Origin of the sequence: Caballeronia sp. LZ019 (assembly GCF_031450825.1) — a bacterium.
In the GTDB taxonomy this organism is placed as follows: Bacteria; Pseudomonadota; Gammaproteobacteria; order Burkholderiales; family Burkholderiaceae; genus Caballeronia.
In genome coordinates this window covers 576178-599952 of record NZ_JARTVZ010000001.1, presented here as the reverse complement: position 1 = coordinate 599952, position 23775 = coordinate 576178, and the positions used below count along the sequence as shown (strand labels likewise).

Here is a 23775-nt window from a genome sequence, read left to right as displayed (position 1 = left end):
CATCCGATTTGTAAAATGAATGATTTGCCGCATTCGATCACCGAAACGAATGGAACTCAGACTGCTCAAGACCTTTCTCGCCGTCGCGGAACTGCGCCATTTCAGCCGCGCCGCCGACGCCCTGCATATGAGTCAGCCCGCGCTCAGCAAGCAAATTGGCGCGCTGGAAGCCAGCATCGGCGGCAAGCTGTTCGAGCGCGGCCGGCACGGCGCGGAGCTGACGCTGTTCGGCGAGCGCTTTCTCCCCGACGCCGAGACGCTCGTTCAAGACGCCGACGAAATCCTTGCGCGTGCGCGCGATGCGAGCAGCGGCCGAACCGGCCATCTGCGCATCGGCATTTGCCTTTCGGTGCTGACGCTCGTGCCGCGCATCATCGCGGATTTCCGGCGCGCGAATCCGGGCGTCGCGATCACGCTGAGCGATCTGTCGTCTGCCGAGCAGGAGCGGCGGCTTCTGGCGGGGAAGCTCGATGCCGGCTTCCTGCGCTTGCCGGCGAGCGCCGGCTTGTCGTCGTTCAAGGTCATCGACGAAGGACTTGCGCTCGCGATGCCGCCGCACGGCACATTCAAGCGCCTGCCCTCGGATCTTGCGGTGCTCAACGACATCGGGTTCATCGCGTTGTCGCGCGCACGCGGGCCGGGCCTCGCGGCGCAGATCGACCGATGGTGCCGCGAGCGGCGCTTCGTGCCCAATGTCACGCAGCATGCGGAAGACGTTCAGGCTGTGCTGACGTCGGTGGCGGCGGGCGTGGGCGTCGCGTTCATTCCGTCGCGCGCGCAACATCTGCTGCGCGATGCAACCGTCCTGCCGCTCGCCGGCAGGCACGCGAAATGGCGCGTCGGGCTCGCGTGGCCATCGGCGCGGGACAATGCGGTGACTGCGCGATTCGTGTCGCATGTACGGGCGGCGCTGTCGGGAAGCTGAGCGCGGAGGCACGTTCTTTGCGCCGGGCACACCATCACGACCCGCATCCGGCAAGGAGGACCGACCGATGAAATCGAAAGACACCGAAGAGACGCAGAGCGACGCGCAAGCCGATAACCCGAAAGCCAACCCCACGTCGAATGCCGAGAAGGACCCCGACGAATGGGTCACAGGCGACGAGCCGATGACCGGCGCGCAGGCGTCGTATCTGAAGACGTTGTCGGAAGAGGCGAAAGAGCCGTTCGATCCGTCGCTGACGAAAGCAGACGCTTCCCGCAGGATCGACGAATTGCAGGAAAAGACGGGCCGTGGACAGAAATCCTGACCCTGCGATGAACCGCCGCCCGTCACGGCGGCGGCATCGCGAAGAGGCTCAGAACTTGTAGCCGACCGAAAGGAACGTCACGATCGGATCGAGCTTGATCTTCGATTCGCTCTTGACCGTGCCCACCGCCGATTGCGTCTCGAGCGTCGCACGGGCTTTCAGCCACATGTAGGACACCGAGAAGGCGGCCGACCAGTGCTCGTTGAAGTTGTACGCAAGGCCCGCATTCACGACCGGCGCGAACGAACTGCTGAGCTTGACGGTCGTCGGTCCCGTCAGCGCGTTGCCGAACTGGCTCGAGTAGAGGAAGGCGCCGCTCGACATCGCGCCGTTCAGCTTCTCGCCCGAGAACCACACATACGAACCGCCCGCCGCCACGTACGGGCGGAAACGGCTTTGCGCGCCGCCGAAGTAGTACTTGAGCAGCAGCGTCGGGCTCCATTCCCGCGCGGAGCCCAGCTTGCCGAACGGACTCAGCGTGCCGGTGCCGTACAGATTGAACTTCGGCGGCACGCCCATCACACCTTCAGCCGCGATGTGATCGGTGATGAAGTACGTCGCCGTGAGGCCGAACGTGTCGGCATCGCTTACGGATGCGCCCGCGCCCGGCGCCGTCGTGGTCTGGCCCAGCGCCGTGATCTTGAACGGGCCGCTCGAGTCCTGCGGTGCGAAGTGCATCCACCCGGCGTTGACGACGACACTTCCCGCCGACTGTGCGTGAGCGCCCGTGACACACAGGGCCGCTGCGGCAGCACACGCAAATTGCTTCTTTTTCATCTCTTGTCCAGATTGGTTCCAGTTTGCCGGGCAGAGCGCATCCGTTCCGCACACGACAACGCGTGTGCGGATGCGGACGGCGCTCTTTGATACAGCGGGAAGCCGGCTGCTACAGGCAGCAGTCGAGGCTCATCTTGAAGTACTCGTAGCTCATCGCGATGCTGCGCTTCACCGTATGCACCTCGTCGACGCCCGGCGCATTGCCGAGCAGCGTGGCCACGATTTCCAGCGCTTCCCACGGATGCGCGTCGTCGTAATGCGCGTGCAGGCTGAGCCAGCGCATCGCCTTGCGGCGAATCGATACCGGGAAGCTGTTCGCGTACGTATCGCTGCTGCAGACGAGCGTCGACCATTCGCCGGTCACGCCTTCGATCGCGAAGTTCGTTGCCGCGATGCTGGCCGCGAGCGCGTCCGTCGAACTGCTCTTCCAGCACCAGTGGCTGAGCGCATAGGCAAGCGTCGGACCGTTGGCTTTCATCAGCGCGCGCTTGCTGACGTCGTGGGCCGCAGCCCAGTCGACCCAGTAATCCGCGTGATTCTGTTCGACGCGGATGTTGCGCGTCAGGTAACGCCGCGCCAGGTCTTCGCCGCGCGAATGGCCGTAGCGCACCTTTTGCAGGTTCATCGCCATGTATTGCGGGAACTGCTCGACGACCGGCCATCCGTTGACGAGGAACGCCTCCGCCTGACGCGCTTCCAGCTTCGCCTCGCGCATCGCCGCGAAAATGGGATGCGTGACGACGCCTTGCTTCGCTTCGTTCGTCTCGGCCAGAACGTCGCCAAGCCATGCCGGGTAGCTGGCGATGTCCTTCAGATCGCCAACCCGCTGAAAAGTCGGATCCAAAACGTACTCTCCTGTTAGATGTTGATAGGTTCGACGTGCTGCGCCCAGGGTTCGGGACGCCCGACATGGAAGCCTTGAACGAAATCGACGCCCATCTCCCGAAGCGCGCGAAGAATCGCCTCGCTTTCCACGTATTCCGCAATGGTCAGACGGCCCATTGAATGGCCGATGTCGTTGATAGCCGCCACCATGTCCCGGTTAACGGCATCTTTAAGCATGTCCTTGATGAATCCGCCGTCGATCTTGATGTAGTCGACCGGCAAGTGCTTCAGATAGCCGAACGACGACATGCCGGCGCCGAAGTCGTCGAGCGCGAACTTGCAGCCGCGCTTCTTCAGTTCGCGGATGAACCGCGCTGCGGCGGCGAGATTGGCGACAGCGGTGGTCTCGGTGACTTCGAAGCAGATCGACGATGGCGCGACGCCGCTGATCGCGAATTGCTCGTTGAGGAACTGGAGGAAGCGTTCATCGCCGATGGATGCGCCCGAGAGGTTGATCGCGTATTCCATCCGTTCGGGCTGCGGCATTTGCGATAACGTCGAGAACACCGCGCGCACGACCCAGCGATCGATGGCCGACATCAGGCCATATCGTTCCGCTGCCGGCATGAAGAGCCCCGGCGGCACGATATCGCCGCGTTCGCCCACCATGCGCAAGAGGATTTCGACATGACGCGGGTAAGCGACGCTGCTGGCAAGGCCTTCATGCAGGTGCGAATCGGTTGCGCGGATTTCCTGCGTATAGAGGCAGAAGCGGTCGTTCGCGAGCGCGTCCTTGATGCGTCCGCACCACGACATCTCGCTCGCGTGGCGCGTGAGTTCCTTGTCGCCGGGCACCGCGAGATGCACGCGATCGCGGCCGCGTTCCTTGGCGAGATAGCACGCGATGTCGCCGTAGCGCATCGCGGTCTCGACATCGAGCCCGTTCTGCCGGAGATCGACTACGCCGATGCTCACGCTCGTCAACAGGCGATGCGTCTCCCACGACCATTCGAAAGCCGCGACGTCCTTGCGCAACCGCTCCGCGATCTGCATCGCGGTCTGCTTGTCGCAATTGCAGAGCAGCGCGCCGAATTCATCGCCGCCGAGGCGGCCGAGCACGTCGTCTTCGCGCAGGCATTCTTCGATGAAAAGCGCCACTTCGCGCAACATCGCATCGCCGGCGGCGTGACCGTAGGTATCGTTGACGACCTTGAACTGGTCGAGGTCCAGCATCATCAGCATTTGCGCGCGATGCGACGGATCGATATCCGATTCGCGATCGAGCGCGGTGCTCAGACGCCGTTCGAATTCCGTGCGATTCAGCAATCCGGTCAGGCCGTCATGCGTCGCCTGCCACGCGAGATTCGACACGTACTCGCGCTCGCGCGTCATGTTCCGCAGGAGCAGCACGACGCCGGTCAGCACATCCGACTGATCGCGCACGACCGACGTGATCGCCTGCACGACGATATCGACGCCCATCGCGTTCGTGAGGATCAGGTCGCCGCTCACGTCTTCGGGTTCCGCTTCCTTGAGCGCCTCGTCGATCACGTCCACGGGCCGGCGATCCCATTCGCGCGCGACCGTCACGAGCGCCCCCAGCGGCCGGTTCACGCATGCGGCGGCTTCCCGGCAGAAGAGCTTTTCCGCGGCCGGATTGATGAACTCGACGAGACCCGATGGACCGACCGAGATCACCGCCTCGCCAATGGAGCCGAGCGTCGCCTTCGCGCGCGCTTCGCTTCGGCGCAGCGCGTTTTCCGTCGCGAGCCGCGCGGTGATGAAGCGCCGTGCGTACCACCCGGACAAGCAGACGAGCAGCACGGCAATCACTACGTTGACCGTGAAAAGCAGCATCGCCGTCTGCCGGAAGGCGGAGCCGAGCACGTCGGCAAAGGCGCGCGAAATCGGGGCGATCGCGCCGTTGATGTTCCAGACCTCGTCGGTGAGATGGTCAACGTCGGCGCGCCCGGCCTCTCCGCGCTTCACGGCGGCGCGCAACTGGCGGCCGGCATCGGCGAGCTGGTCAACGAGCAGATCACCGGCCGTCCAGTACGCGACGGCTTCCTGGAAGTAGCTCGCGCGGCGGAATGTGCGATAGACCCAGATCACTGCGCCGACATCCGCCGGATAGACGCCGCTCGCAAGCAGCGCCGCGCGCGCGGCGGGCTCGTCCGGATCGGGACGGTCGAGCGCGAGACGCGCGCGCTTCAAGTTCAGCGGATAGGCAATCGCGCTCTGATATTCCCAGAATGCGTGTTCATCGCCGGTCTGTGCATAGCGGACGAGATAGAACACCGCGTCCTTCTGCCCCTTCGACCAGGTGCTTTCCCCGCCGATATAGGCACGCACCGACGACATGATCGCCAGGCTCGTAGCCGCCATCGCCAGCAGGGAGATGACGACCGCCAGGAACGGCCAGATTGTGTTGAATAACTGCCGATTCGTCGTTTTCGAGGCAACGCGCATGTTTTCCTTTCTTGTTCGCTCTCAAACGACGGAACGATGCGACTGCAAAGCCGGGGTCGGGGCGAGGCATCCGACGGTCGAGCCGGATAAACCTCCTTCTTCCGATAACGGCAGGCAGGGCGACGACTGAAGGCTATGTCTGCGCGAGCAAACGTTTGGCGCGTTGAATCTTAATTATCGGAAGGTCGATCCGATAATGTTCCGCGAGGGAAAAAATGCAGGAGACGAGTACGGTGCGGGCGAACGTTACCGAGTGGTGCGTCGCAGCCAGAAGAGCGCGGGCGATCAGCCTCGCGTGTCGATCCACTCGCGAGCCCATTGGCTCGAATAAGCGATTGCGTCGGCTTCTTTGGGAAAGTAATCGAGCGAGTAAAACTGGTAATCGGTATCGCCGGGATTTTGTTCGGCGCGTTCGAGCAGTACGTTAGCCGAGAAACTGTTATCGCCGAGACGATGTGCGAAGGGGTGCACCGCATAACCGCGGTAATGTTGATTCGATGTCATTTTTTAATTGTGTAGGTGAATGCCTTCCGTCAAGGAGCGGAAAGTCTGCAATCACTGCGTCTGACGACGTATTGGGGAAGGGCCTGTAACGACTGGCCGGGAGAAACGCAGAGGGGAGGAGAGCGGAGCGGACCAGCGAGAAATCGGGAGCCGATTATTCAGCTCCCGATGTGCAGCACTTACAGCGGCTTGATGTTCGAAGCCTGCATGCCCTTCGGGCCGCGCTTCGTTTCGAAGCTCACCTTCTGGCCTTCGGCGAGCGTCTTGAAGCCGTCAGCGCGAATTTCCGAGAAGTGTGCGAAGAGGTCGTCGCCGCCGTTATCCGGCGTGATGAAGCCAAAACCCTTGGTGTCGTTGAACCATTTAACCGTACCGGTATCCATGAGAATCCTGAAATGAATAAGTGTGATCGCTCAGTGAGCAGGGCGAAGCAGCAAGGAGGGAGTGGACAACGAATACCGGAGGGGAATCGGACTATTGATGAACAGCAATCGACTTCTTGAACTTCACATTGAATTATGCCGAACCCGAATGATTCAGTCAACTACTTTTTGGGATGCCCGTACGCGTTCAGCGGCCCGCGCGTGACGGACCGCTGAACGCTGCCGCGCTTAAAGCGGCGTCTTCTTTACCGGCGGCACGTCTGCGCCGCCTTCCACTCGCGTGCCGACGCCCGTCCCTTCGACGCCCGTGGTCCGCTCCACTTCCACTTCGGTGCCGCGCACGGTGTCGGTAATGGTCTCCGTCCGGTTCGACGATTCCTTGCCGACGACCACTTCCTCGACGACGCGCGCCGTCTTGGCCACGACCGGCTGCTCCGCCGTCTCACGAATCTCGACGAAGCCTTCCTTCAGATCGGCGGCGGTCGCGGGACGATCGACCGCGCGGCGCTCGATGCTCGCATGTTCTTCGCGCAGATTGACCGACTCGCTGACCGGCGTCTCGGTGAGCCGCGAGTACACGCGCACGCCGCCCGTCTGAACTTCGCGCTTGCCGACTTCGAGCGATTCCTGCACGACCGGGAACGCCTTGCGTTCAGCGTCGATTTCATCGGCGGTGTAGGCCGGCGCGCTGCTGTCGTAGCCGGTGTAGCCGGTGTTGCGCCACTGGGCGACACGCGCGTCGATGTCGATGGCGCCCGCGGCATACAGCGCATCGCGCACGCGCTCGGTATCCGACTCGTTGGCGATATCGATGGTCAGCAATGCGCCGCCGCGGCGAACCGCTTCCTGATAGTGGCCGATCTCTTCCGGGCGGTCGTTATCGCCGAACAGATTCTTGAAGAAGTGCTCGATACGCCCCATCGCGCCTTCGTGATAGCCGGCGTCCGACGTATCCGTCGTGACATCGCGCGTGCCGAGATCGGCGCCGGTCGTGTTCGTCGCGTTCTGCGCGTGAACGCTCATGTCCGATCTCGAGATGCCTTCTGCTTCGAGCCGGGCTTGGGCAATTTCCGCATCCTGGATGGTGTTGAATACACCGATGATGGTCTGAGTCATTGCATGATCTCCTTAAAGAAAGGCGTACGCAGGCCGAGGATTGAAGCGCGTGCACGAGAAGCGCAACGAGCGTTCCCGCCTGCCGTCACTCGCTGCTTCGATCGGGTTTCCATTCGCCGTCCGGGCCGTCGCGCCGTTCGACAATCAATTCTTCGGAGTTCAAAAGAACCTGACGAACGACGTCCTCTTGCGTATGGATCGTCCGGACATGCACTTCTTCTTTCAACGTGAGTTGCATCCGCACTACCGGCACGTATTCGAAGACGGGGATGATGAGCGTGTCGCCTTCATGCCTCGGTTCCGTCCGTTCATCGACGGCCCGGTTCACCGGCACGCGCGAGACTTCGACCTGTTCGGTGGAAAGGCGCATCGATACCGGTTGCATCTCCTCGTGCACGACCTTGCGCACGCGCACCGAGCCGGTTTCGGTCTTGCGGACGCCGACGGCGAGTTCTTCCTGAACCGCCGCCAGCCGAACTTCGTCGGACGAATCCGTCGATGGGCTCACGTGCCTGGGCGTTTCGTCCGGGTTCATCGGGGTCTCCGTTTCTTTGGTGGTCTTCACGTCGATGCTCAGGCGCGTCCGCCGCTTTGCAGCGGACGGTTACGCGTGGCCGCCGTATCGCGCGTGGTGGCGGAGCCGCCGCCTTCCTCGAACGGCGGCTGATGCCTGAATCCTGCATTGCCCGACACGATGGCGATGATCGCCCCTACCACGAGCGCCGCAAACGAGAACCAGCTTGCGCGGGCGACGTTGCGAGCGGCCGTGTCGGCGGCCTGACGCGCGTTTTGCTCGGCTTCGGGACTGGATACCGCCGATGCCGCCGATGCGACCGCCGCCTGCACCTGTTGCTTCGCGGTGTCGATCATCTGGCTCGCGGTGCCCGACTGGTCGGCGGCTGTCGCGCCGACCTGCGCGCTCGTCGCGGCTATGCTGCCTGCCGTGCTCACTGCGCCGGTAATGATCGAGGTCATTCCATAGACGATCAGAAGCGTCATGACGGCCCACGCGAGCAGACCGTGCAGCCAGCCGAGCACGGGCGCGCATCGCCCGGCGTAGTAGGAGCCGACGAATACGGCGAGCACCGTCGTGACGATGACCCAAACGCCGGAGCCAAAGCCGAAGCCGTGCAATGTATCGGGCTTCGACATCGGAGAGAGCAGCGATGCGCCTATCGCCGTGCCGAGCACGCTCATGATGAGATAGACGACCATCGACAAGATGACGCCCGCGATGATGGAGCACCACGACAACCGTGGCAGGCCGTCGCGCGTGGTGAGAAGTTTCATGTTGTTCCCCTAATAGGTCACACCTTCCGCATGGCCGCAGGTGGCGCTTGCGCTTCAGGTGAACGCTTTCCGCAAGCGTTGTGCCGCGACACGCGACAGTGCGCCGACGCTCGAAGGGGGCGAGCGTCGTAGCAGATTTACAAGCTGGTTCGAATCATTTTGGACGCCGTAACAAGCGTCGGATAAATCGAAATCATTCCTGCAGGGGCGGACGCGGCCCGTCCGCAGTGAGCAATGAATTAACGAGGGTCGTCGGCCGAGACGCGGGCGACTATCGCGGTCTCGGCCATGCGCCGCAGCGATGACGCATGCTCAGGCTGCGCCCGTCTCGCGCAACGCGCAGTCCAGTTGTTCGAGCGTATAGGGTTTGCGCAACGCGCGCCACGGGAAGTCGCCCACGTCCTCCTGCATGACGGTGTCGCCCGACGCGAAGATCACGTTCATGTCGGGGAAGCGCTGAATCCAGCGTCGCGCCAGTTCGATGCCCGTCATGTCGGGCAAGTTGATGTCGGTGAGGAGCACGTCGAACGGGCCTTGCGACATCGCATCGAGTGCCGACTGCGCGTTCGCGGCGCTGACCACCTGATGTCCGAGCATGACGATGAGTTCGCCGACCGCTTCGCGCGTCGCGCCGTCGTCTTCGACGACGAGCACGCGCTTCGCATCCTTCGGGGCCGATTGCGCCGATGCTTCATCGACCGGCGCCGCAGCGGGCGCAGCCGGCGAGCCCAGCATCTGCCGGAGCTTGAAAGCGAGGTCTTCGCGGCTGTACGGCTTGCTCAGCAGCTCGACGCCCGGATCGAGACGCCCGCCATGCACGATGGCGTTCTGCGTATAACCCGATGTGAACAGCACGCGCACATGCGGCTGCATGGTGACCGCGCGACGCGCCATCTCGGGACTTTTGACGGAACCGGGCATCACGACGTCGGTGAAGATGAGATCGACGTGAACGCCGCTGCTCAGGACCACGAGCGCCTGATCGGCGTTGTCCGCTTTCAGCACGTGATAGCCGAGATCGGAGAGCATCTCGATCACCGTCGCCTGCACCTTCCGGTCGTCCTCGACGACGAGCACCGTCTCGGTGCCGCCCGTGACCGGGGTGTTGCGCCAGATCACCGGCTCTATCGCCTCGACGGACGATCGCGGCAGATAGACGCGCACGGTCGTGCCGTGACCGACTTCGCTATAGATGCGGATATGTCCGCCGCTTTGCTTGACGAAGCCGTACGCCATGCTCAGTCCGAGGCCGGTGCCTTCGCCTTCGGGCTTCGTCGTGAAGAACGGATCGAATGCGCGCTCGACGACTTCGGGCGTCATGCCGCCGCCCGTGTCGGTCACGCCGAGCATCACGTACTGGCCGGCGGGCACATCCGACAAGCTGCGCACGTAGCGGTCGTCGAGCATCGCGTTGGCGAGCTCCAGCGTGAGCTTGCCGCCCTCGGGCATTGCGTCGCGCGCATTGATCGCAAGATTCAGCAGCACGTTTTCCAGCTGATGCAGGTCGACGAACGCATTCCACAGCCCGCCCGATACGACGGTCTCCACTTCGATGGTCTCCCCGAGCGCGCGACGCAGCAGATCGTCCATGCCGCGCACCATCGCCGCGAGATTCACCGATACGGGCCGCAACGCCTGCCTGCGTCCGAACGCGAGCAATTGCGATGCGAGCTTGGCCCCGCGCTCGACAGCGTCGATCGCGCTGCCCAGGCGTTCCATGCTCCAGCTATCGTGAAGACAGCGGGTGCGCAACAGTTCGAGATTGCCGCGCAGCACTTGCAGCACGTTATTGAAGTCATGCGCGACGCCGCCCGTCAGCTTGCCGATGGCTTCCATCTTCTGCGCCTGAAGGAGCGCCGCGCGGGTTTCTTCCAGAAGCTGGTCCGCTTCGCGCCGCTCGGTCACGTCACGCGTGATCTTTGCAAAGCCGATCAGCGTGCCTTTTTCGTCGCGGATGGCGTCAACGATCACATGCGCCCAGAAGCGCGTGCCGTTGCGGCGCAGTCGCCAGCCTTCGGACTCGAAGCGTCCTTCGCGCGCGGCGGTGTCGAGCGCGCGTTGCGGCAGGCCGGCGGCGGCGTCTTCGGGCGTATAGAAGCGGGAGAAGTGAGCCCCGATGATTTCGTCGGCGGTATAGCCCTTGATGCGCCGCGCGCCGCTGTTCCAGTTGGTCACGAGACCTTCGGGCGAAAGCATGAAGATCGAGTAATCGGTCACGCCTTCCACGAGCAGCCTGAAGCGCCGCTCGCTTTCGATGACCGCATCGTGCGCCTTGCGCTTGTCGCTCTCGTCGCGAACGATCTTCACGAAGCCGAGCACCGAGCCGTCCCTATCGACGAGCGAGGTCGTCAGCACGCTTGCCCAGAACACCGAGCCGTCCTTGCGCTTGCGCCAGCCCTCGGTCTCGAAGCTCCGGTGCTCACGCGCTTCGCGCAACTCCGTCTCGACGATGCCGCGTTCGCGAACCTCGTCGGGAAAGAAGATGGAGTAATGGCGTCCGATGATTTCATCGGGTGCATAGCCGTAGATGGCGCCGCCGCCCGGGTTCCATGTGGAGACGAAACCCTCGGGCGACAGGAAGAAGGCGGCAAGGTTCGTCGTCGATTCGACCCAGATGCGCGCCCAGTCTCGAAGGGTGTGACGGTCGTTCGGGTTGTCGCTCTTGCGCATGGCAATCGTCATCGGTTCTTGTACTCGTTGACCCTTCACGCGGCAATTCGCAAAGCATGGACGGGAGTTGTCTCAACCCGGCATTTTAGCGGCTTGCGGCCTTCTTCGTGCGAGGGTGCCGTTCAAGCATGGCGCGGCGATGCGGGCAAACGCGCGCTGGCGATGAGGAAGCCGCGCAAGAAAAGGCGCGAGCGCGCCCGTCGGTCCCCGTGCGGCGGGGCGGGCTCACATCTCCGGCATCCGCAGATCGGCTGCGACGATTTCCCGGCCCCGCGCCTGCGCCGCGTTTTTCGCGTCGTCCTTGAGCGTGAACGGGCCGATCTCCTCGGCGCCGTCGAAGGGGTAGAGCAGACGCCCGTCGGTGAGCCGCACGACTTTCAGCGTGCCGACGAATGCGCCGCTCACGTGAGGCCGATACGACGCGTAGATCGCGTAATCATCGTCGGTGAGGCCGGGTTTCGCCGACACGTTCTTCTTCCATGGGAACAGCACGAGTTTCGCGCGACGCGAGACCGGTTCTTTCATGGCGATCACATCCCTCAGTAGAAACGGCGCGAACGCTCGGCATGCCGCACGCCGAATGCTTCGACTGCCGATCGCACGACAGAGCCGGTCATCGCGAGTCCGCGCGTCAGTTCTTGAGATCGTCGGGAACCTTGCCGCCGTTCTCCGCGAGCTTCTTCATCACTTCCTTGTGCAACCAGATGTTCATCGAAGCCGAGTCTTCGGTATTGCCGGTGTAGTGCAATTCGGACGCGAGTTCCTTGCGCGCCTGCAGACTGCTGTCGAGGCCGAGGAGCTTCATCAGATCGACGATCGAGGTGCGCCAGTTCAGGTTTGCGCCGTTCTGCTGCTGCTTTTGCGAGAGGATTGCTTCGACGTCAACTTCGGGCATCGGCGTGACGGGAGGACGCGCGGGTTCGGTGCCGGGCGTGGCCGGCGCAGCCGACGGATTGGCCTGCGCCGCGGCCGGCGCACCGCCCGTCGCGTTCGATGCCGCCGGCGGCGTGGCCGCCCCGGACGTCGTCGCGGCCGGATGGTCATGCGGGAAGATCTTGTTCAGGATCGTCGAGAAAATGCTCATTGTGTTCCCCCTTTGGTTGGAGCAGCGCGAAGTCCGCGCAGTGCAGGTGATTGAAAGACTTTCACTCTTCCTGGCCGACCGCCTTCGATACCGCGGCGGGGCTGTCGTATTCCTGCTCGGGCAGCGCGTCGAGCGCGTTGGTGACTTCCTCGCTCGCGCCGTTGCTGCGCGCGGTCTCGAGGAGCGTCTGTTTGTCCGCGGGATAGTCGATTCCCTTGAGCGCCTTCTGCATCTCGATGAACATGTTGTTCGAGCCGCTGGACTCGTCTTTGGCCATCGCATTTCTCCTTGAGAGGATGATTCGAAAAGCGCCTGCGCGATGCAGCCTCGCTTACTGGCTCGCGCCGGCGGGGGCGTCGCTGGCGGCGGTCGCGGGGAAGCTCGTCGCGGCAGGGGCGGACGCCATCGGCGCGGACGCTGCGGAGGTGTCGCTTGCTGCGCCGCCGGCGGCGTTATCGGAGCCGCGCTTGCAGCCCGCCGTGAGCGACATCGCGGCGACGACTGCACCGAGCACTGCCATGCGAGTAATGGGGGTGATGGGGTTCATGCGCATTTGTCCTTCCTCCATTCTGGGTTTGGACTGCGTTTGGCCGATCACGACGCATCGCGCCCGTCCCTGAACGGGACGTCCATGAGCGTCGTCTGCACTGAGGTGCCGCTTTCCCACGCATTCGCACCCGGCGCGATGTCGGGCACGGGAATGTCGTAGCGCTTGCGCCGCCGGTCTTCCCACGAGACGCCGAGACGCGCATCGCGCGCAGCGAGCATTGATTCGTCGAGCTGCCCGTCCTGCGTGAAACCCATCATCAGTTGCGGCGGGCCGTACGGGAAGTCGTCGCGATCGATCTGCCACGTATGAAAGGTCTTTCCGTAAGTGGACACGAGATCGTTGAAATAGGCGCGCTCGGCCATCTCCGGTATGCCGGGCGCAATCAGAGTGCCCGACTTCACTTCATAGTGATGGCTGTGCCAGAGGCGCTTCTCTTCCTCGGGCAGTTGCCGGAAGCGCGCTTCCGAAATGATGTATTCGATGCCGATGAGCCGCGCATCCGGCCGGTTCGAATCGAAGATCACGCATTGATGCAGGTCGTGCTTCAGATGAATGCAGAAGTGGTGAGCTTCGACCTGTCGGCCCATGTCGTCCGCATACATGTGGAAGCCGTTGAGCCACGTGCTCATGGCGTCGAGCGGATACTTCGGCTGCATCACGCCCGATGCGAGATCGAGCAGGCGATGCTTCGCCGAGTGGCCCTCGCCCGTGCGCGCAAGCGCGCTCGCACGGCGGCCGATCAGGAGCCCCGCAGCCGCAGCAAGGCCCGCGACCACGCCTGCGGCGAGCGGCATCAGCGGGTCCGATTGGTTCGACAGCACGCGCCGGTTGGTCATCCATGTCTCCGTTTTGTCATGCATTCCCTTGTCCGTCGGGCAGCAATAAGCGTTCCGGCACGCGTGGGCGAACGCAAGCGCGCGCGGCACTGCGATTGCTTGAAGGTCGGCGTGCGGATCTCGCAGTGCCGCATCCGTCCCCCTCACGTTCACCTTCAGGAGCGAATCATGAGCACGTCACCCCAGAACGGCAAACCGGATGCATCGCAGAACGCCGACGATCAGGCGCAAACCGGCAGCGACGAAACCTTTACGACCGATGTCTCCGAAACCGACGACGAAGGCACCACGGTGCGCGAAGCCGAGGTGAGGGCCGACGATCTGTCCGAAGTGAAGCCCGCAGGCGGCGACAAGTCCTGATGACGCGCGAGCGGTCCTCATGCGCGTTCATCACCTGAATTGCATCTCGAGTTGTCCGCTCGGCGGCAAGCTGTTCGACGGCCGCACGCCGAGCCTGTTGCGTCGCGGCGAGCTGACGTGTCATTGCCTGCTCGTCGAGACGAACGACGGCCTCGTGCTCATCGATACGGGCTTCGGCCTGCGGGATGTCGCGAATCCGCAGAGCCGCCTGAGCACGTTCTTTCTTTTCATGCTGAAGCCGGCGTTCCGCGAAGAGATGACGGCGGTGCGGCAGATCGAGCGTCTCGGCTTCAGGGCGAGCGATGTGCGCCACATCCTGATGAGTCACCTCGACTTCGATCACGCGGGCGGCCTCGATGACTTCCCGCAGGCCACCGTGCATATGCTCGAGATCGAACGCGACGATGCGCTCGCGCAGAGGACGTGGCTCGACCGGCAGCGCTTCCGCCCGCAGCAGTGGTCAACGCGCGGCCACTGGAAGGTGCATCGCGGAGGCGGTGAGACGTGGCGCGGCTTCGACTCCGTGCGTCCGCTGCCGGGTTTCGCGGATGACATCGCGCTCGTGCCGCTGCCCGGCCATACGCTCGGACACGCGGGCATCGCGGTGCGCAAGGACGGCGCGGGATGGCTGCTGCTCGCCGCCGACGCCTACTTCTTCCATACGGAGATGGACCGCGACCGCCCGCGCTGCACGCCGGGCCTCGCGTTCTATCAATGGATGATGGAGAAGGATCGCGCGGCGCGCCTGCACAATCAGGCACGCCTGCGCGAGCTTTGCCGAAGCGCGGGTTCCGAGCTGACTGTCTTCTGCAGTCACGATCCCTTCGAATTCGAAAGACTGGCGGGACGTTCGCCCGGCATTCCCGCCGAGCAGTTGCTGGTCTACTGAACGTCCCGGCTTCTCTCATAACGATATGAATCCTCGTTGGTTAGCGGACGAACGTCCGTTGACTAGAATGATGCGCCTGCGCTTTCAGGGCCGCGCGGCTCTTTCGCTCATCGAGCGGCGGAGATCATTACGGATTCCATACGATGCGAAAACCAACGAAGACCACGCGATCTCCGCGCGTGGCGGAAGGACGGCGCGACGCCATGCGCAAGCTCGCGGCCGGCACGGCCGGCATGTTCGCCTCGGGCGCTGCATTGCGGGCCGATGTGCTCGCGCCGTCCGCGCCGCTCGCCGTGCCGTCGTGGACGCTTGCGCCGGGCTCGCCGCTGCTGTCGCCTGCGTATGGCGGGCCTGCATCGTTCGAACGCGATGTCATTCGACGTAGCGCGCGCGCTCCCGCGATGCCGGGCTCCGGCTCATCGATGACGCCGCTCGCCGATCTCTTCGGCACCCTCACACCGAACGGCCTCGTGTACGAGCGGCATCACGCGGGCGTGCCGAAGATCGATCCGGACCAGCACCGGCTCGTGATTCACGGCTTCGTGCGCGAGCCGCGCGTCTTCAGCATGGACGATCTCGTGCGCCTGCCCGCCGAATCGCACGTGTACTTCCTCGAATGCTCGGGCAATACCGGCACGGAGTGGAACGGGCCGAGCGGCTTGCCGGTGCAACTCACGCACGGCCTGCTGTCGTGCTGCGAATGGACGGGCGTGCGGCTCTCGACCTTGCTCGACGAGGTCGGCATCGAACCGTCCGCGCAATGGCTGCTGGCCGAAGGCGCCGACGGCGCGGCGATGACGCGCAGCCTGCCGCTCGATCGAATCCTCGAACGCGCGCTCGTCGTGTATGCGCAGAACGGCGAACGTCTGCGCGCGGAGAACGGCTACCCGGTGCGGCTCGTCGTACCCGGCTTCGAAGGCAATACGAACATCAAATGGCTGCGGCGTCTGAAACTCGTGCGCGCGCCGGAAATGACGCGAGAGGAAACATCGAAGTACACGAGCCTGCTGCCCGATGGCCGCGCGCGTCAGTTCGTCTTCGAGATGGATGCGAAGTCGGTCATCACGCGTCCATCGGCGGGGCATCGGCTGAAAGAGCGGGGCTTCTATGCGATCAGCGGCTATGCATGGTCCGGACGCGGCCGCATCAAGGGCGTGGAGGTATCGGCCGATGGCGGCCGGAGCTGGCGCGCCGCGCGTCTGACGAGTGCGGTGAATGACCGGGCGCTCACGCGTTTCGAAGCGGACTGGCGATGGGACGGCGGCCCCGCCGATCTGCAAAGCCGCGCGACGGACGAAACCGGCTACGTGCAGCCGTCGCGTGAAGCGCTGGTGGCCGCGCGCGGGCTCAACACGCAGTATCACTACAACGGCATTCATAACTGGCATGTCGATGCGAGCGGCGAGGTGCGCAATGCTTAAGACGCTCTTGATGGCGACGGCCTTCACGATTCCCTCGTATGCGTTCGCGACCGATTACGGCATCGGTCATCCTGTCGATCGAGACGCGATCGCCGCATGGGACATCGACATCGATGCGGCAGGTCGCAACCTGCCGGCAGGTTCCGGCGATGTCGCGCACGGCAAGCTGATCTTCGGCGCGAAGTGCGCGATGTGCCACGGCGCGAACGGCGAGGGCGGCATCGGCGATCCGCTCGCAGGAGGCATCGGCACGTTGTCGAGCGCGAAGCCGAAGAAGACGGTCGGCAGCTACTGGCCGTATGCGACGACGCTCTTCGATTACATACGCCGCGCGATGCCGTACAACGCGCCGCAATCGCTGTCGGCGGACGAGGTCTATGCGGTCAGCGCGTATGTGCTCTATCTGAACAGGATCGTGCCGGAAGACGCGCGGCTCGATGCACGGTCGTTGCCTCGCGTGAAGATGCCGAACCGCGACGGCTTCGTCGGCGACCCGAGACCGGGTGCGTTGTAGCGAACGCATCGGAAGGAATCGATTATTCGTGATTTCCCGCCAGTCAATTCGTTGCGAGCCGCTTTATCGCATTGATCGACCTGTCTACATTTGCGCTTAGCAGATCGGTTCGACCGATGAACCGCCGCAAACCATCCTTGAAAGGAAACGATCATGAGCAAGCTCACAGGGAAAGTCGCCGTCGTCACAGGTGCATCGAAGGGTATCGGCGCTGCAATCGCCAGAAAGCTCGCAGCGGAAGGCGCTTCGGTGGTGGTGAACTATTCGAGCAGCAGAGCGGGCGCGGATGCGGTCGTGGCCGACATCACAGCAGCCAACGGACGCGCGATCGCGGTCGGCGGCGACGTGTCGAAAGCGGCGGATGCGCAAGGCATCGTGAATGCGGCCGTCGAAACGTATGGCCGGCTCGATATCCTCGTGAACAACTCGGGCATCTATGAATTCGGTGCGATCGAAGAGATCACCGAAGAACACTTCCACAAGCAGTTCAATGTCAACGTGCTCGGCGTGCTGCTCGTGACGCAGGCCGCCGCGGAGCATCTGGGCGAAGGCGCGAGCATCATCAACGTGAGTTCGGTAGTGAGCCGCATCACGCCGCCCGCAAGCGCGGTCTATAGCGGCACCAAGGGCGCGGTCGACGCCATCACCGGGGCGCTCGCGCGTGAGCTCGGGCCGAAGAAGATTCGCGTGAACTCGATCAACCCGGGCATGGTGGTGACCGAAGGCACGAATACGGCGGGCATCATCGGTTCGGAGATGGATGCCGCCATCGTCGCGCAGACGCCGCTAGGCCGCCTGGGCCAGCCCGACGACATCGCATCCGTTGCGGTGTTCCTCGCATCGGACGATGCACGCTGGCTGACGGGCGAAAGCATCATTGCGAGCGGCGGGCTGCGTTAATCAGCGGTCGATACACGCCCGGCCTTCGAACGGCCGGGCACGCGTTCACGAACGCCAGGCTTCGCCATCCGGATACACATGCCGGTCGAGCGAAGCCGCCTTCATTTCGATGCTGTAGCCCGGCTGCTGCGGCGGCATGTACCGGCCGTTGCGGATCACGACGGGATCGACGAAATGCTCGTGCAGATGATCGACGTATTCGAGCACGCGATTCTCGAGCGAGCCCGACACGCAAATGTAATCGAACAGCGATATGTGCTGAACGTACTCGCATAGCCCGACGCCGCCCGCGTGCGGACATACCGGCACGCCGAACTTCGCGGCCATCAGCAGCACGATCAGCACTTCGTTCAGGCCGCCGAGACGGCAACTGTCTATCTGACAGAAATCGATGGCTTCGGCCTGCAGCAACTGCTTGAACATCACGCGGTTCTGGCAGTGCTCGCCCGTCGCGACGCCGATGGAACCGAGTCTTCGACGGATGGCCGCATGGCCGAGAACATCGTCCGGGCTCGTGGGTTCTTCGATCCACCAGGGATCGAACTCGGCCAGACGCCGCATGTTGGCGACGGCTTCATCGACGTCCCACACCTGGTTCGCGTCCATCATCAGCTTTGCATCCGCGCCGATCTCTTCGCGAAGAATGCGCGCACGGCGCACGTCTTCTTCGAGATTGCCGCCGACCTTCTGCTTGAAGTGCGTCCAGCCCTGCGCGACGCCTTCGCGTGCGAGCCGGCGAATCTTGTCGTCGTCGTAGCCGAGCCAGCCCGCCGATGTCGTATAAGCCGGATAACCGCGGTCGAGCATTTCCTTCTCGCGTTCGCCGCGCGTCTTCGCATGGCGATTCAGGATCGCGATGGCCTCGTAGGGCGTGATTGCATCGGTGACATAGCGTAAGTCGAGACATCGCACCAGTTCTTCGGGCGTCATGTCAACGAGCAGCTTCCACACCGGCTTGCCTTCGGCTTTCGCCCACAAATCCCACACCGCGTTGACGACCGCTGCCGTCGCGAGATGAATCGCGCCCTTGTCGGGACCGATCCAGCGCAACTGACTGTCCGATGTGAACGCGCGCCAGAACGCGCCCATGTTCGCGGTGATGTCTTCGAGCGTCCTGCCGACGATGAGCGGCCTGAGCGCATTGACGGCGGCAACGCATATCTCGTTGCCGCGTCCGATGGTGAAGGTGAGGCCGTGGCCCGTCACGCCGGACGGTGAATCCGCTTCGAGCGTGACGTAGGTGGCGGAATAGTCCGGCGCGGCGTTCATGGCGTCGGAGCCATCGAGCGAGCGCGAAGTGGGAAAGCGGATGTCCCGAACGGACAGGTTGGTGATCGTGGTCATCAGGGCGCCCTCCGGGGCGATGGCGATCGACTTCGGTCTGCGGGAAAACACCAATGAAGTTCGATGACGTCATAAGCGCTTAACGACGACTAGGCATTTGCACGCGTTGACAACATCGAATCTGCTTTCTAGCATGCTAGCATCTTCATCGGAAATCAAGCGCCCCGTGAGTACTTCGTCCGATACGAACACTATGAGTACTCCGTATGACGCACTGCACAAGATCGGTGGCGCGCAGCGCGGCAGTCTCACCGATGCGGTGGAGGAAGCGTTACGCGAAGCCATCGTCACGCTGGCGCTCGAACCGGGAATGATGATCGACAAGATTGCCGTATGCGAACGCATGGGCGTGTCGCGCTTTCCTGTTTCCGCTGCACTGGCGCGGCTCGAGCACGCGGGCCTCGTCGAAGTCTTGCCGCAGCGCGGCACGCGAGTCAAACCCATCGCGCTGCGCGACATTCATCAGCATTTGTTCATCCGCAGTGCGCTCGAAGTGGAAACGGTGCGCGACGTGGCGCTTCATCTTTCGCCGGCGACGCTCGAGTCACTCGCCAGCAATCTGGAGCAGCAACGCGCGGCCGTCGCGAATACGCAGCGTCTTGCGTTCCATGCGCTGGACCTGGGCTTTCACGAAATCCTGCTCGATGCAATCGCGTTGCCGCGTGTGAAGGAAATCGTCGCGGTATCGCGCAACGCGCTGGATCGCGCGCGGCAGATTCTGGCCAGTCCGGAGCGGCTCGTGCATACGCTCGCAGAACACGAACGCATTTTCGAAGCGATACGAAAGGGCGAAGCCGATGCCGCCGCGAAAGCCATGCACGACCATCTCGACCAGGTCGTGACTGAGCTGCACCGCTCGGCCGGGAAGAGGCCTGATCTCTTCGAGCAGTAGCTGTAGCAGTGGCAGTGGATGTTCAGCGGTATCGACACGCAGTATCGAACCTCTTGAAACGGGACTCCATGACTCCGCTCATTTCTGTCAGCAAGCTCAGTAAAAGTTTTCCAGGCGTGCGCGCGCTGCATGAAGTGCAGTTCGAACTCATGCCGGGTGAAGTCCATGCGCTCATGGGCGAAAACGGCGCGGGCAAGTCCACGCTGATGAAGATTCTCGCCGGCGTTTACAGCCGCGATTCAGGCGACATGTTCGTGGACGGCAAGCCGGTCGAGTTCACCAGTCCGCGTGAAGCGCAGGCGCTCGGCATCGGCATCATTCATCAGGAGCTGCATCTGATGAATCATCTGACCGTCGCGCAGAACATCTTCATCGGACGCGAGCCCCGCAAGCTGATGGGCCTCCTGCTCGACGAGGACAAGCTCAATCGCGCGGCGCACGACATTCTCGCGCGCATGCACGTCAATCTCGATCCGCGCACCGTGGTCGGCACGCTCACCGTCGCTAGCCAGCAGATGGTCGAGATTGCGAAGGCGCTATCGTTCGATTCGCGCGTGCTCATCATGGACGAGCCGACCTCCGCGCTCAACGACGCGGAAATCGCCGAGCTCTTTCGCATCATCCGGCAACTGAAGGAGCGCGGCGTCGGCATCGTCTATATCTCGCACAAGATGGACGAGCTCGAACAGATATCGGACCGCGTGACCGTCATGCGCGACGGCGAATACGTCGCTACCGTCGGCACGCGCGAGACGAGCGTGGAGACGATCATCGGCATGATGGTGGGCCGCACGCTCACCGATCTGACGTCTTTCCTCGGCGGTTCGGACCAGGGCGATGTCGCGCTCGACGTCAGGCATCTCAACGCGGGACCGCTCGTGCGCGACGTGAGCTTCACGCTTCGCAAAGGCGAGATTCTCGGCTTCGCCGGTTTGATGGGCGCGGGCCGCACCGAAGTCGCACGCGCCGTGTTCGGGGCCGATCCGATCGCGTCCGGCGAGATCTTCGTGAAGGGCGCGAAGGCCAGCATCAAGAGGCCGAGCGATGCGGTCGCGCGGGGCATCGGCTATCTGTCGGAGGACCGCAAGCGCTTCGGCCTCGCAACGGGCATGGATGTCGAATCGAACATCGTCATGTCGGACCTCGGCAAGTTTCTTTGGGCGGGCATGTTCCTGCGGCGTTCACGCATTCGCAAGTCGGCGTCGCATTTCATCAGGCTGCTTGCAATCAGAACGCCCTCGCCCACGCAGCCGGTGCGGCTGCTCTCGGGCGGCAACCAGCAGAAGATCGTCATTGCCAAATGGCTCGAGCGCGACTGCGACGTGCTGTTCTTCGACGAACCCACGCGCGGCATCGACGTCGGCGCAAAGAGCGAAATCTATCGGCTGCTGCGCTCGCTTGCGGCACAGGGCAAGGCGATCGTGATGATCTCCTCCGAACTGCCGGAGATTCTGCGCATGAGTGACCGTATCGTCGTGATGTGCGAAGGGCGCATCACCGGCGAACTTTCCGCGAGCGAAGCGACGCAAGAGCGCATCATGCAGCTCGCGACGCGTCGTCCCACACTGCAAGCGGCCTAAAGCCGCGAGGACCGACCATGAACCAGCCATCGCAGCCTTCCCAGCCATCCGATAGCGCCGCGCTCAGCCCCGGGGGACGCGCAAGCGGCCTGCGCGGCCGGCTTTTCTCTCCGACCGCGCTGCAAAAGCTGCTCGCCTTCGCAAGCCTCATCCTGCTGCTCGTGTTCTTCAGCTTCGCCTCGCCCGCGTTCATGCAGACGGACAACATCCTGGGCATTCTGCAGGCGACGGCCGTGAACGGCGTGCTGGCGATTGCGTCGACGTTCGTCATCATCACGGGCGGCATCGACTTGTCCGTGGGCACGCTGATGACCTTCACCGCCGTCATATGCGGCGTGTTTCTCACCTACTGGCATCTGCCGATGTGGCTCGGCATCGTCGCGGCCATCGCAACGGGTGCGCTGTGCGGCACGATCTCCGGCACGCTGACCGCGAAGATGAAGATACCGCCCTTCATCGCGACGCTCGGCATGATGATGCTGCTGAAGGGCCTTTCCCTCGTCGTGTCGTCGAACAAGCCGATCTACTTCACCGACACCGAGAACTTCTACATGATCTCGCAGGACTCGCTGATCGGCTATTTCTTCCCGAGCGTGCCGATTCCGAATGCGGTGCTGATTCTCTTCGTTATCGCGATCGTGAGTTCCATCACGCTGAATCGCACGGCGCTCGGCCGCTATACGTTCGCGCTCGGCAGCAATGAGGAAGCGGTGCGCCTATCGGGCGTGAACGTGGACCGCTGGAAGATCGCCATCTATGGCCTGGGCGGCGCAATCTGCGGCGTCGCGGGTCTCTTGATCGCGTCGCGGCTCAACTCGGCGCAGCCGGCGCTCGGACAAGGCTATGAGCTCGACGCCATCGCGGCGGTCGTGATCGGCGGAACGTCGCTGAGCGGCGGCGCGGGAACGATTCTCGGCACCATCATCGGCGCGTTCATCATGAGCGTGCTGACCAATGGATTGCGCATCATGTCGGTGGCGCAGGAATGGCAGATCGTCGTGACCGGCCTCATCATCATTCTCGCGGTCTATGCGGACATCCTGCGGCGCAGGAAGCGCTGACCACCGCGCGAAGAACATCTCGCAAGAACCGATATAAACCCAAGGAGGAGACGCATCATGTTGAAAAGAAGAATCATCGCTATCCTGATCGGTGTATCCGCGCTCGGCTGCGCAACGGGCGCGGCCTACGCGGACGAGCCTTATATCCCGCTCATCTCCAAAGGCTTCCAGCACCAGTTCTGGCAGGCGGTGAAGTCCGGCGCCGAACAGTCGGCGAAGGAACACAAGGTCAGGATCAGCTTCGAAGGACCCGAGACCGAAGCCATGGTCGACAAGCAGATCGACATGCTGTCCGCCGCGCTCGCGAAGAAGCCGCAGGCCATCGGCATCGCCGCGCTCGACAGCAAGGCCACGATTCCGCTGCTCAGGCGCGCTCAGAACAACAAGATTCCGATCATTGCGTTCGACTCGGGCGTCGATGGCGACATTCCGCTCACGACGTGCGCCACCGACAACGTCGCCGCCGCCGCGCTCGCCGCCGACAAGATGGCCGATGCAATCGGCAATGCGGGCGAAGTCGGCGTGATCGTTCACGACCAGACGAGCCGCACCGGCATCGATCGTCGCGATGGCTTCGTCGATCAGATGAAATCGAAGCATCCGAACATCAAGATCGTATCGGTGCAATACGGCGCTGGCGATCACCTGAAGTCGGCGGAAATCGCCAAGGCGATGATCCAGGGCAACCCCAGCATCAAGGGCATCTTCGGCGCGAACGAAGGCTCCGCTGCGGGCGCGGCCATCGGCATCAAGGAGTCGGGCAAGAAGCTCGTGCTGATCGGCTACGACTCGGGCAAGGAACAAAAGGCGGACATCAACAACGGGCTGATGCTCGGCGCGATCACGCAGAACCCGATCGGTATCGGCAAGTGCGTGGTGGATTCGGCGGTCAGGGCGCTGAAGGGCGAGAAGCTGCCGAAGAAGGTCGATACCGGCTTCTACTGGTACGACAAGAGCAACATGAACGACCCGAAGATCGCCGCAGTGCTGTACGACTGATCGGGCGCGGCCGGGTGTAGTAAACACCCAATTGACTTTCTCCATGCGCCGCGACGACGAT

The 23775-nt window shown here is 63.2% G+C and carries 26 protein-coding genes; 11 read left to right on the top strand and 15 right to left on the bottom strand.

The window, feature by feature from the left end; translation table 11 throughout:
* The first annotated feature begins 49 nt into the window (after window positions 1-49).
* Both P9255_RS02665 and P9255_RS02660 read left to right on the top strand, forming a co-directional pair.
* The gene (locus tag P9255_RS02665) at window positions 50-925 is read left to right on the top strand and encodes a LysR substrate-binding domain-containing protein (protein ID WP_309789107.1); all 876 of its coding nucleotides are present in this window, start codon (window positions 50-52) and stop codon (window positions 923-925) included.
* A 67-nt stretch (window positions 926-992) separates the two neighbouring features.
* Window positions 993-1250 (top strand): DUF3072 domain-containing protein, encoded by a 258-nt coding sequence (locus P9255_RS02660; protein ID WP_309768744.1) that lies wholly within the window; start codon window positions 993-995, stop codon window positions 1248-1250.
* A 48-nt stretch (window positions 1251-1298) separates the two neighbouring features.
* Here P9255_RS02660 and P9255_RS02655 read toward each other — a convergent pair whose 3' ends face one another.
* The 14 genes from P9255_RS02655 to P9255_RS02590 all read right to left on the bottom strand — a co-directional run bounded on the left by P9255_RS02655 (window position 1299) and on the right by P9255_RS02590 (window position 13778).
* Entirely contained in the window at window positions 1299-2027 is a 729-nt protein-coding gene (locus P9255_RS02655) for an OmpW family outer membrane protein (protein WP_309768743.1), read from the bottom strand.
* 109 nt (window positions 2028-2136) lie between these two features.
* The gene (locus tag P9255_RS02650) at window positions 2137-2871 is read right to left on the bottom strand and encodes an iron-containing redox enzyme family protein (protein ID WP_309768742.1); all 735 of its coding nucleotides are present in this window, start codon (window positions 2869-2871) and stop codon (window positions 2137-2139) included.
* 14 nt (window positions 2872-2885) lie between these two features.
* Entirely contained in the window at window positions 2886-5321 is a 2436-nt protein-coding gene (locus P9255_RS02645) for an EAL domain-containing protein (RefSeq protein ID WP_309789106.1), read from the bottom strand.
* Window positions 5322-5606: 285 nt separating this feature from the next.
* The gene (locus P9255_RS02640; RefSeq protein WP_309768740.1) at window positions 5607-5825 is read right to left on the bottom strand and encodes a hypothetical protein; all 219 of its coding nucleotides are present in this window, start codon (window positions 5823-5825) and stop codon (window positions 5607-5609) included.
* A 179-nt stretch (window positions 5826-6004) separates the two neighbouring features.
* Entirely contained in the window at window positions 6005-6208 is a 204-nt protein-coding gene (locus tag P9255_RS02635) for a cold-shock protein (protein ID WP_159834819.1), read from the bottom strand.
* 228 nt (window positions 6209-6436) lie between these two features.
* A complete protein-coding gene (locus P9255_RS02630) occupies window positions 6437-7324 on the bottom strand; it encodes a YsnF/AvaK domain-containing protein (protein WP_309768739.1) in 888 nt (295 codons plus the stop codon).
* 85 nt (window positions 7325-7409) lie between these two features.
* A complete protein-coding gene (locus P9255_RS02625) occupies window positions 7410-7859 on the bottom strand; it encodes a YsnF/AvaK domain-containing protein (RefSeq protein ID WP_309768738.1) in 450 nt (149 codons plus the stop codon).
* A 38-nt stretch (window positions 7860-7897) separates the two neighbouring features.
* Window positions 7898-8614 (bottom strand): YrzE family protein, encoded by a 717-nt coding sequence (locus P9255_RS02620; protein WP_309789105.1) that lies wholly within the window; start codon window positions 8612-8614, stop codon window positions 7898-7900.
* Between the two features lie 312 nt (window positions 8615-8926).
* Window positions 8927-11284: a PAS domain S-box protein gene (locus P9255_RS02615; protein WP_309768937.1), complete on the bottom strand. Its 2358-nt coding sequence runs from the start codon at window positions 11282-11284 to the stop codon at window positions 8927-8929.
* A 225-nt stretch (window positions 11285-11509) separates the two neighbouring features.
* Window positions 11510-11809: a DUF6723 family protein gene (locus P9255_RS02610; RefSeq protein ID WP_309768736.1), complete on the bottom strand. Its 300-nt coding sequence runs from the start codon at window positions 11807-11809 to the stop codon at window positions 11510-11512.
* A 106-nt stretch (window positions 11810-11915) separates the two neighbouring features.
* Window positions 11916-12368 (bottom strand): DUF3597 domain-containing protein, encoded by a 453-nt coding sequence (locus tag P9255_RS02605; RefSeq protein WP_309768735.1) that lies wholly within the window; start codon window positions 12366-12368, stop codon window positions 11916-11918.
* 61 nt (window positions 12369-12429) lie between these two features.
* Window positions 12430-12645 carry a DUF2795 domain-containing protein gene (locus P9255_RS02600; protein WP_309768734.1) on the bottom strand — a complete coding sequence of 72 codons (216 nt, stop codon included), beginning with the start codon at window positions 12643-12645 and terminating at the stop codon, window positions 12430-12432.
* Between the two features lie 54 nt (window positions 12646-12699).
* Window positions 12700-12915 (bottom strand): hypothetical protein, encoded by a 216-nt coding sequence (locus P9255_RS02595; RefSeq protein ID WP_309768733.1) that lies wholly within the window; start codon window positions 12913-12915, stop codon window positions 12700-12702.
* 47 nt (window positions 12916-12962) lie between these two features.
* Complete coding sequence (locus P9255_RS02590) at window positions 12963-13778, bottom strand: OBAP family protein (protein WP_309768732.1); 816 nt, start codon at window positions 13776-13778, stop codon at window positions 12963-12965.
* A gap of 144 nt (window positions 13779-13922) precedes the next feature.
* On the opposite strand from P9255_RS02590, the gene P9255_RS02585 reads away from it, so the two are divergent.
* The 5 genes from P9255_RS02585 (at window position 13923) to P9255_RS02565 (ending at window position 17838) form a co-directional block, all read left to right on the top strand.
* Complete coding sequence (locus tag P9255_RS02585; RefSeq protein ID WP_309768731.1) at window positions 13923-14114, top strand: hypothetical protein; 192 nt, start codon at window positions 13923-13925, stop codon at window positions 14112-14114.
* Window positions 14115-14133: 19 nt separating this feature from the next.
* Window positions 14134-15003, top strand: a complete 870-nt coding sequence (locus tag P9255_RS02580; RefSeq protein ID WP_309768730.1) for an MBL fold metallo-hydrolase — start codon at window positions 14134-14136, stop codon at window positions 15001-15003.
* Between the two features lie 143 nt (window positions 15004-15146).
* Entirely contained in the window at window positions 15147-16424 is a 1278-nt protein-coding gene (gene soxC, locus P9255_RS02575) for a sulfite dehydrogenase (protein WP_309768729.1), read from the top strand.
* A complete protein-coding gene (locus P9255_RS02570; protein WP_404980235.1) occupies window positions 16417-16938 on the top strand; it encodes a c-type cytochrome in 522 nt (173 codons plus the stop codon). The genes soxC and P9255_RS02570 overlap by 8 nt, the downstream gene beginning before the upstream one ends.
* 153 nt (window positions 16939-17091) lie before the next feature.
* Window positions 17092-17838, top strand: a complete 747-nt coding sequence (locus tag P9255_RS02565; RefSeq protein WP_309768728.1) for a glucose 1-dehydrogenase — start codon at window positions 17092-17094, stop codon at window positions 17836-17838.
* A 45-nt stretch (window positions 17839-17883) separates the two neighbouring features.
* On the opposite strand, the gene P9255_RS02560 is transcribed toward P9255_RS02565, so the two are convergent.
* The gene (locus tag P9255_RS02560; protein WP_309789104.1) at window positions 17884-19182 is read right to left on the bottom strand and encodes an L-fuconate dehydratase; all 1299 of its coding nucleotides are present in this window, start codon (window positions 19180-19182) and stop codon (window positions 17884-17886) included.
* Window positions 19183-19315: 133 nt separating this feature from the next.
* Here P9255_RS02560 and P9255_RS02555 point away from each other — a divergent pair, with 133 nt between their 5' ends.
* The 4 genes from P9255_RS02555 (at window position 19316) to P9255_RS02540 (ending at window position 23714) form a co-directional block, all read left to right on the top strand.
* Window positions 19316-20074: a GntR family transcriptional regulator gene (locus P9255_RS02555; RefSeq protein ID WP_309768726.1), complete on the top strand. Its 759-nt coding sequence runs from the start codon at window positions 19316-19318 to the stop codon at window positions 20072-20074.
* Between the two features lie 68 nt (window positions 20075-20142).
* Window positions 20143-21654 carry a sugar ABC transporter ATP-binding protein gene (locus tag P9255_RS02550; protein ID WP_309768725.1) on the top strand — a complete coding sequence of 504 codons (1512 nt, stop codon included), beginning with the start codon at window positions 20143-20145 and terminating at the stop codon, window positions 21652-21654.
* A 17-nt stretch (window positions 21655-21671) separates the two neighbouring features.
* Complete coding sequence (locus tag P9255_RS02545) at window positions 21672-22715, top strand: ABC transporter permease (protein WP_309768724.1); 1044 nt, start codon at window positions 21672-21674, stop codon at window positions 22713-22715.
* A gap of 57 nt (window positions 22716-22772) precedes the next feature.
* Complete coding sequence (locus P9255_RS02540; protein WP_309768723.1) at window positions 22773-23714, top strand: ABC transporter substrate-binding protein; 942 nt, start codon at window positions 22773-22775, stop codon at window positions 23712-23714.
* Window positions 23715-23775: the final 61 nt, after the last annotated feature.

Excerpts from the sequence above, each read along its gene's own strand:
- P9255_RS02545 (WP_309768724.1), top strand. The coding sequence starts at position 21,672 with ATGAACCAGCCATCGCAGCCTTCCCAGCCATCCGATAGCGCCGCGCTC.
- P9255_RS02625 (WP_309768738.1), bottom strand. The coding sequence starts at position 7,859 with ATGAACCCGGACGAAACGCCCAGGCACGTGAGCCCATCGACGGATTCG.
- P9255_RS02635 (WP_159834819.1), bottom strand. The coding sequence starts at position 6,208 with ATGGATACCGGTACGGTTAAATGGTTCAACGACACCAAGGGTTTTGGC.
- P9255_RS02585 (WP_309768731.1), top strand. The coding sequence starts at position 13,923 with ATGAGCACGTCACCCCAGAACGGCAAACCGGATGCATCGCAGAACGCC.
- P9255_RS02655 (WP_309768743.1), bottom strand. The coding sequence starts at position 2,027 with ATGAAAAAGAAGCAATTTGCGTGTGCTGCCGCAGCGGCCCTGTGTGTC.
- P9255_RS02565 (WP_309768728.1), top strand. The coding sequence starts at position 17,092 with ATGAGCAAGCTCACAGGGAAAGTCGCCGTCGTCACAGGTGCATCGAAG.
- P9255_RS02560 (WP_309789104.1), bottom strand. The coding sequence starts at position 19,182 with ATGACCACGATCACCAACCTGTCCGTTCGGGACATCCGCTTTCCCACT.
- P9255_RS02615 (WP_309768937.1), bottom strand. The coding sequence starts at position 11,284 with ATGCGCAAGAGCGACAACCCGAACGACCGTCACACCCTTCGAGACTGG.
- P9255_RS02590 (WP_309768732.1), bottom strand. The coding sequence starts at position 13,778 with ATGCATGACAAAACGGAGACATGGATGACCAACCGGCGCGTGCTGTCG.
- P9255_RS02550 (WP_309768725.1), top strand. The coding sequence starts at position 20,143 with ATGACTCCGCTCATTTCTGTCAGCAAGCTCAGTAAAAGTTTTCCAGGC.
- P9255_RS02665 (WP_309789107.1), top strand. The coding sequence starts at position 50 with ATGGAACTCAGACTGCTCAAGACCTTTCTCGCCGTCGCGGAACTGCGC.
- P9255_RS02580 (WP_309768730.1), top strand. The coding sequence starts at position 14,134 with ATGCGCGTTCATCACCTGAATTGCATCTCGAGTTGTCCGCTCGGCGGC.
- P9255_RS02540 (WP_309768723.1), top strand. The coding sequence starts at position 22,773 with ATGTTGAAAAGAAGAATCATCGCTATCCTGATCGGTGTATCCGCGCTC.
- P9255_RS02595 (WP_309768733.1), bottom strand. The coding sequence starts at position 12,915 with ATGAACCCCATCACCCCCATTACTCGCATGGCAGTGCTCGGTGCAGTC.
- P9255_RS02600 (WP_309768734.1), bottom strand. The coding sequence starts at position 12,645 with ATGGCCAAAGACGAGTCCAGCGGCTCGAACAACATGTTCATCGAGATG.
- P9255_RS02555 (WP_309768726.1), top strand. The coding sequence starts at position 19,316 with ATGCTAGCATCTTCATCGGAAATCAAGCGCCCCGTGAGTACTTCGTCC.
- P9255_RS02620 (WP_309789105.1), bottom strand. The coding sequence starts at position 8,614 with ATGAAACTTCTCACCACGCGCGACGGCCTGCCACGGTTGTCGTGGTGC.
- P9255_RS02640 (WP_309768740.1), bottom strand. The coding sequence starts at position 5,825 with ATGACATCGAATCAACATTACCGCGGTTATGCGGTGCACCCCTTCGCA.
- P9255_RS02660 (WP_309768744.1), top strand. The coding sequence starts at position 993 with ATGAAATCGAAAGACACCGAAGAGACGCAGAGCGACGCGCAAGCCGAT.
- P9255_RS02605 (WP_309768735.1), bottom strand. The coding sequence starts at position 12,368 with ATGAGCATTTTCTCGACGATCCTGAACAAGATCTTCCCGCATGACCAT.
- soxC (WP_309768729.1), top strand. The coding sequence starts at position 15,147 with ATGCGAAAACCAACGAAGACCACGCGATCTCCGCGCGTGGCGGAAGGA.
- P9255_RS02610 (WP_309768736.1), bottom strand. The coding sequence starts at position 11,809 with ATGAAAGAACCGGTCTCGCGTCGCGCGAAACTCGTGCTGTTCCCATGG.
- P9255_RS02570 (WP_404980235.1), top strand. The coding sequence starts at position 16,417 with ATGCTTAAGACGCTCTTGATGGCGACGGCCTTCACGATTCCCTCGTAT.
- P9255_RS02630 (WP_309768739.1), bottom strand. The coding sequence starts at position 7,324 with ATGACTCAGACCATCATCGGTGTATTCAACACCATCCAGGATGCGGAA.
- P9255_RS02645 (WP_309789106.1), bottom strand. The coding sequence starts at position 5,321 with ATGCGCGTTGCCTCGAAAACGACGAATCGGCAGTTATTCAACACAATC.